Annotated in this window: 4 protein-coding genes; 2 read left to right on the forward strand and 2 right to left on the reverse strand. The window is 35.3% G+C overall.

Translation table 11 applies throughout. The features are described 5' to 3' along the window. Positions 1–10: 10 nt before the first annotated feature. Positions 11–2,578 carry a DNA gyrase subunit A gene (gene gyrA, locus K7G76_RS12490; RefSeq protein ID WP_223034559.1) on the reverse strand — a complete coding sequence of 856 codons (2,568 nt, stop codon included), beginning with the start codon at positions 2,576–2,578 and terminating at the stop codon, positions 11–13. A 258-nt stretch (positions 2,579–2,836) separates the two neighbouring features. On the opposite strand from gyrA, the gene K7G76_RS12495 reads away from it, so the two are divergent. Together K7G76_RS12495 and K7G76_RS12500 are read left to right on the forward strand one after the other, a co-directional pair. Further along, complete coding sequence (locus K7G76_RS12495) at positions 2,837–5,386, forward strand: ATP-dependent Clp protease ATP-binding subunit (protein WP_223034560.1); 2,550 nt, start codon at positions 2,837–2,839, stop codon at positions 5,384–5,386. A gap of 83 nt (positions 5,387–5,469) precedes the next feature. Then, positions 5,470–5,835 (forward strand): hypothetical protein, encoded by a 366-nt coding sequence (locus K7G76_RS12500; RefSeq protein WP_223034561.1) that lies wholly within the window; start codon positions 5,470–5,472, stop codon positions 5,833–5,835. Positions 5,836–5,930: 95 nt separating this feature from the next. Here K7G76_RS12500 and K7G76_RS12505 read toward each other — a convergent pair. Continuing rightward, positions 5,931–8,128 (reverse strand): T9SS type A sorting domain-containing protein (locus tag K7G76_RS12505; RefSeq protein ID WP_223034562.1); only part of this gene is annotated, 2,198 nt, incomplete at its 5' end.

The raw sequence follows: 8,128 nt of genomic DNA on the forward strand, positions 1-8,128 counted from the left end.
TTTTTCAATTTTAATTTTCGTTGTTATTGTTTTCATTCTCTGCATCATTATCAATTGCTGTGCCATTTTCATTTTCGGCCGTTAAATCTATTGCATCTTCATTAATTTCTTCTTCTTCATCTTTCATTACTTTAGCAACAGCTGCTATAGAATCATTACCCTTTAAATTAATTAACTTAACACCTTGAGTTGCACGACCCATTACACGTAAATCATTTACTTGCATACGAATGGCAATTCCAGATTTGTTAATAATCATTAAATCATCATCATCTGTCACAGACTTGATGGCTACTAAATGACCTGTTTTTTCTGTTATTGAAATGGTTTTAACTCCTTTACCACCGCGATTGGTAATTCGGTAAACCGCTTCCCCATCTTCTGGATCGTCAATATAAGTACGCTTACCATATCCTTTTTCTGAGACCACCAAAACAGATTCTTCCTGCGGGTTTTCAATGGCTATCATACCTATCACTTCATCATAGTCATTAGCTAAAGTAATTCCTCTAACACCAGATGCATTTCTACCCATAGGCCTGGTTTTTGCTTCTTCAAAACGAATAGCCTTACCAGACTTTAAAGCCAACATAACTTGACTGTTTCCAGTTGTCAATTTAGCCTCTAAAAGCTCATCACCATCCTTAATGGTTATGGCATTTATACCATTAGTCCTTGGTCTTGAATATTGTTCAAGTGATGTTTTCTTTACTTGACCATTTTTAGTCGCCATAATTACATAATGGTTATTAATGTAATTTTCATCCTTAAGGTCTTGAGTACAAATAAACGCCATAACCTTATCATCTTGTTCAATATTAATTAAATTCTGAATGGCCCGTCCTTTTGATGTTTTACTGCCTTCTGGAATTTCATAAACACGCATCCAGAAACATTTTCCTTTTTGAGTGAAGAATAACATGTATTGATGGTTTGTTCCCACAAATAAATGCTCAAGGAAGTCTTCATTTCGAGTAGTTGAAGCCTTTTGACCTACACCTCCTCTATTTTGAGTCTTATATTCGGTAAGCGATGTTCTTTTAATATATCCAGCATGTGAAATAGTGATTACCACTTGTTCGTCTGGAATCATATCTTCAATACTTAAATCACCACCTGCATATTCTATTTGAGAACGACGCTCATCACCATACTTCTCCTTAACTTCAAGAAGTTCTTCTTTAATGATATCCATACGACGTTCCTTTTTATCTAGGATATCTTTTAAGTCTTCTATGGTTTTCATCAATTCTTCATATTCAGAACGTAACTTATCTTGTTCTAGTCCGGTTAATTGACGTAATCGCATTTCTACAATGGCTTTTGCCTGAATTTCAGATAACTCAAAACGTTCAATTAACTTTTCACGTGCTTCTTCAGCATTAGAAGATGCACGAATTAAAGCAATAACTTCATCAATATTATCTGAAGCTATAATCAACCCTTCTAAAATGTGAGCACGCTCTTCTGCTTTACGTAGTTCGTAAGTTGTACGTCTTACCACAACCTCATGCCTATGCTCAACAAAATGATAAATTAAATCTTTTAGATTTAATAACTGTGGTCTTCCATTTACAAGTGCAATATTATTGACACTAAACGAAGATTGCAGAGCTGTGTATTTAAAAAGTTTATTTAAGACTATGTTTGGAATGGCATCACGCTTCAACACGTAAACGATACGCATACCATTTCTATCAGACTCATCACGAATAGTTGATATCCCTTCAAGTTTCTTATCGTTAACTAAATCTGCAGTCTTTTTAATCATGTCTGCTTTGTTAACTTGATAAGGGATTTCTGTAACAACAATAGACTCACGACCTTGTACTTCTTCAATATTAGCCTTACCACGCATGACAATACGTCCACGTCCTGTTTTAAAAGCTTCAATTACACCATCGTAACCATAAATGGTTCCTCCTGTTGGAAAATCTGGTGCCTTAACATGCGTAATTAATTCATCTATTTCAATGTCATTATTATCAATATAGGCAACAGTGCCGTTTACCACTTCAGACAAATTATGAGGTGGCATATTAGTTGCCATACCTACAGCAATACCAGATGCGCCATTAACCAATAAACCTGGAATACGAGTTGGCAATACTGTTGGCTCTTGTAATGTGTCATCAAAATTTAATTTGTGATCTACTGTTTCTTTATCAATATCAGCAAGCATGTCTTCAGAAATCTTACGCATTCGCGCTTCTGTATAACGCATTGCTGCAGGGCTATCACCATCAATTGATCCAAAGTTACCTTGACCGTCAACTAACATATAACGTAAACTCCATTCTTGTGCCATACGAACCATTGTGTCGTAAACTGAAGTATCACCGTGCGGGTGATATTTACCTAATACTTCACCAACTATTCTAGCTGATTTCTTGTGAGCTGAATTTGCTCTAACACCCAATTCATGCATACCGTAAAGTACACGTCTATGAACAGGCTTTAAACCATCTCTTACGTCAGGTAAAGCACGTGACACAATGACCGACATTGAATAATCAATGTAGGCTGATTTCATTTCATCTTCAATGTTAATCGGAATCAATTTTTCTCCTTCTGCCATATATAAATAAATTAGTTTTTGTGTAGGTTTTCAAAACGTGCTAATATAACCATTTCATCAGTGATAGCAAGACCTAGCTTTTTGTTTTTTCGTTTTTTTTATTAACAATTTCACATCGTATTATGGTTAATAAGTATGCTGTTAATTATTTTGATTTTATAAACTTTTTTTTGTCTATTAGCAACAAGGTATAATTTAAGGTATAGTTTTTGCCTTATTAATTATGTTTAGTACATTTAATGCAGAAAGGATTTTTTTATGGACGATAATTTTTCACCACGAGTTAAAGATGTAATTGCCTACAGTAAAGAAGAAGCTTTAAGGTTAGGGCATGATTTTATAGGAACAGAACATTTAATGTTGGGGTTGTTGCGTGATGGCAATGGAAAAGCTATCAATATTTTAAATGCCCTTGATATAGATTTAAATCATCTTCGCCGTAAAGTTGAGATTTTAAGTCCTGCAAATCCAAATGTAGCAGTAGCTTCAAATGAAAAAAAGAACTTACACCTTACGCGTCAGGCAGAACGCGCTCTTAAAACAACCTTTTTAGAGGCTAAGTTGTTTCAAAGCAACTCCATAAATACGGCACATTTATTACTTTGTATTTTAAGAAATGAAAACGATCCTACCACTAAACTTTTAAATAAGTTAAAGGTAGATTATGATAATGTAAAAGAACAATTCAAGTTTATGATAACAAACGATGATAATTATATAGAGCCAAAAGCCGAATCGTTTCAAGATGATGATTCTGCGGCTGAAGACGATACATCAAAAGACAATTTATTCAATTCACCTTCTGGAAAGTCTAATAAAAAATCTAAAACGCCTGTATTAGATAATTTTGGGCGCGATTTAACAGCTCAAGCGGAAGAAGGTAAGTTAGACCCTGTAGTGGGCAGAGAAAAGGAAATAGAGCGCGTCTCACAGATTTTGAGTAGACGGAAAAAAAACAATCCTTTACTTATTGGTGAACCTGGTGTTGGTAAATCTGCTATTGCTGAAGGTTTGGCCAATAGAATTGTTAAACGAAAAGTCTCTAGAATTTTATTTAACAAGCGTGTTGTAACACTTGATTTGGCCAGTCTTGTAGCTGGAACCAAATACCGTGGGCAATTTGAAGAGCGTATGAAGGCCGTCATGAATGAGCTTGAAAAAAATGATGATATCATCTTGTTCATAGACGAAATTCACACCATAGTAGGTGCTGGTGGTGCAACTGGGAGTTTAGATGCTTCCAATATGTTTAAACCAGCCTTGGCTAGAGGTGAAATTCAATGTGTTGGCGCAACAACTTTAGATGAATACAGACAGTACATAGAAAAAGATGGTGCTTTAGAGCGTCGTTTTCAAAAGGTTATCATTGAACCAACTTCTGTTGAGGAAACAATCGAAATCTTGAATAATATCAAGGAAAAATACGAAAATCACCACAATGTTGATTATACACCAGAAGCCATTGAAGCTTGTGTTAAATTGACGAATAGATATATGACAGATCGTTTTCTTCCAGATAAGGCTATTGATGCTTTAGATGAAGCTGGTTCTCGTGTTCATATTACCAACATCAATGTTCCTGATCAAATAATTGATTTAGAAAAACAACTGGAGGCTGTAAAAGAAACCAAATCAACTGTAGTCAAAAAACAGAAATACGAAGAAGCAGCTAAATTACGTGATGATGAAAAACGCCTAGAAAAAGAATTGGCCATAGCCCAAGAAAAATGGGAAGAAGAAACCAAGTTACATCGCGAAATAGTAACTGAAGATAATGTTGCCGATGTGGTTTCCATGATGACTGGGATACCTGTAAATAGAATTGCGCAGACTGAAAGTAATAAACTGGCACAATTGCCAGAACTAATTAAGGGTAAAGTTATTGGTCAAGATGATGCTGTTGCTAAAGTTGTAAAAGCCATACAACGAAATAGAGCTGGATTAAAAGACCCAAACAAGCCTATTGGTTCGTTTATATTTTTAGGTCAAACAGGTGTTGGTAAAACACAGTTAGCTAAAGTGCTATCTAAAGAACTTTTTGACAGCGAAGATTCACTTGTTAGAATAGATATGAGTGAATATATGGAGAAATTTGCTATTTCTAGATTAGTAGGTGCACCTCCCGGATATGTTGGATACGAAGAAGGTGGACAACTAACTGAAAAAGTAAGACGAAAACCATATGCTGTAGTGCTTTTAGACGAAATTGAAAAAGCGCATCCCGATGTGTTTAACATGCTGTTGCAGGTTCTAGATGATGGTTATTTAACGGATAGTCTTGGAAGAAAAATTGACTTCCGAAACACCATAATTATCATGACCTCCAATATTGGCTCACGAAAGTTAAAAGATTTTGGAACTGGTGTTGGATTTGGTACTGCATCGCAAAAAGCACAAGAAGATGCCAATGCTAGAAGTGTTATTGAAAATGCCTTAAAAAAAGCTTTTGCTCCAGAATTTTTGAACCGTATTGATGATGTGGTTGTATTCAATGCACTAGAGAAAGAAGATATCAATAAGATTATTGATATTGAATTGGAAAAACTGGTAAAACGCATTAAAGATTTAGGCTACACACTTAAATTAAGCAAATCTGCTAAAGACTATATTGCTGATAAAGGTTTTGATAAGCAATATGGTGCCAGACCACTTAAACGTGCTATCCAAAAATATATTGAAGATGCCTTAGCAGAAGAAATCATTAATTCCAAAATTTCTGAAGGCGATAAAATTATCATGGATTTAGATTCAAAAAGTAATGAATTAAAAATCAAAATTGAAACACCGAAAAAGAAAACAGAATCATAAATCTTTTATATAAATATTGAGTATAAAACTCCGTTTAACAACGGAGTTTTTTATGCTTTGCTTATAAATTCTTATCTTTAAGTATGTCACAAGAGTTAAAATATCCGTTTGGCAAGGTAACAATATATGATAATTATGTAATTGCCGTAATGAATGAGGGCATTACTGTTACACCAGATCTTAATGATGTTTTAGAAGATATTTCTGAATTGTATTTCTTAAACAAAAACTTTGTTTATATCACACACAGAATTAATTCCTATGCTGTTGATCCAAATATTTATTTTAGAACTTCTAAAATCAAAAACCTAGTTGGTTTTGCAGTAGTTTCTGGAAAAAAAATAGTTATAGATAATACAGCTTTAGAAAGTATTTTTCTAAATAAACCATTTAAGTCTTTTACAAGCATTGACGGTGCAATTAGTTGGGCTAATACACTTTGCGAATAATACATTTTAGCCTATTTGTTTTAAATCCAATCAATTTTATTGCATAAAAAAAGGAGCAACTTTTAAGTTGCTCCTTACTTTTTATCTAATTAAAATTAATTTCTTGGAGTTGTCGAGATAATATTTTTGGTAATAACACCTCTACTTGTAGTTACTCTAACTACGTAAATTTGGTCGCTAGCATTATTCATATTTATTCTCGTCTTACCTTTTGTTCCCTTCATATAGTTAGTATTCGTTATGGTTTTAAGTACAATACCTCTTAAATCAAATACTTCAATTTTAACATCAGTATCAAACTTAAACTCATAGCTTATAAATACTTCTTCATCAAATGGTACTGGTGAAGCAGTAAAATCTAACTTATCATTAAATGAAACATTAGCTTCTCTCTCAGGAGCACAGTCTATACTGTCATAGTTAGATGGGATAAACTCTCCACCATCGTTTTCATTTTCAGAGCACTCACATAATACTTCACATACAACTGCATGTGCAATAACATATATAGGACCGCTTGCGTCAATTGGACCAATAGAATAGCTAGATACACCACCCAGATTACTTGGGTTGAAGTTATATTGCCCTGGAGCCACTGTCGGGCTACCATTATTACCAGTAGGATACATATTGCAACCTACATACAAGTGAGCTTCATTCATGGTATAACCATCGTTAATATCGAACATAACATTTACTTGTCCATTTTCATATGTTATATGAACATCTCCTGCATAAGCCCCTCTTGTAATATCGCAATGAGCAGCACCTGCATACATCTGTAATGTATACTCACCTTCTGTTTCAAGATAATTTGTCCAACCCCAGCGGTTAAATCCATTATCAATAAAGCATATGTTATTGTCATCATATCGGCCAAAAGCAGTCTCACAAGATCCATACGAATCAAACTCTCGTATTAATGTTAAGGTTTCTGTTGCAATATTACCACATGCATCCGTAACAGTAAATACATAATCTGCTGTTTCTTGACATTCCGAAGACACAATATTACCAATATAGCCAGTTACAGTTCCACCTTCTGAACAGTTATCAGTCCAATTAGCATCTATTGATTCTGGGAAAGAATCATTACAAAGCGGATCCATTTCAGGCACGTCAATTTCAGGAGCATCATTATCCACTATCCAAGTGTATGTTACACTCAACTCTTCTGCCATATTACCACATGGATCTGTGTAATTAGCTGTCCAAGTTTGGGTGTAATTACAACCGTCTGCCATAGGACCTTCTGTTTCAGGCTCTAACTCTACCTCTCCTGCACAATTGTCTTCAGCTTTAAACAGAGGAGGCGTAATTTTTGGGTTACAACCTAAATCACCGCTCTGTGAGTCTGATGTGATGACTGGTGCTTCATCATCCATTGTCCACGTATACGTTACACTTAACTCTTCTGCCATATTACCACATGGATCTGTGTAATTAGCTGTCCAAGTTTGGGTGTAATTACAACCGTCTGCCATAGGACCTTCAGTTTCAGGTTCTAATTCTACTTCTCCCGCACAATTATCGTCTGCTTTAAACAGAGGAGGTGTAATTTTTGGATTACAACCTAAATCACCGCTCTGTGAGTCTGATGTGATCACTGGTGCTTCATCATCCATTGTCCACGTATACGTTATACTTAACTCTTCTGCCATATTACCACATGGATCTGTGTAATTAGCTGTCCAAGTTTGGGTGTAATTACAACCATCTGCAATAGGACCTTCTGTTTCAGGTTCTAATTCTACTTCTCCCACACAATTATCGTCTGCTTTAAATAGTGGCGGCACAATCTCTGGGTTACAACCTAAATCAGCACTTTCAGAATCTGAAGTAATTACTGGTGCTTCATCATCCATTGTCCACGTATACGTTACACTTAACTCTTCTGCCATATTACCACATGGATCTGTGTAATTAGCTGTCCAAGTTTGGGTATAATTACAACCATCTGCCATAGGACCTTCAGTTTCAGGTTCTAATTCTACTTCTCCAGCACAATTATCGTCTGCTTTAAACAGAGGAGGTGTAATTTTTGGATTACAACCTAAATCTCCACTCTGTGAATCTGATGTGATTACTGGTGCTTCATTATCTGGTTCTACACTGAACGTTGCACTTCCTGATATTGTATCTGCACATGAACTTGTTGCTGTCCATGTTACTACTGTTTCGCCTCCACATGCATCTGGTGCTCCTGGATTATCGATTACTATATCTAAATTACAACCACCTGTAATAGTGCCTGTTGCTACCCATGCATCAAACGCTGCATTCACTTCATCTT

The sequence above is a fragment of the Hanstruepera marina genome, assembly GCF_019880635.1.
GTDB classification, from domain to species: domain Bacteria; phylum Bacteroidota; class Bacteroidia; order Flavobacteriales; family Flavobacteriaceae; genus Hanstruepera; species Hanstruepera marina.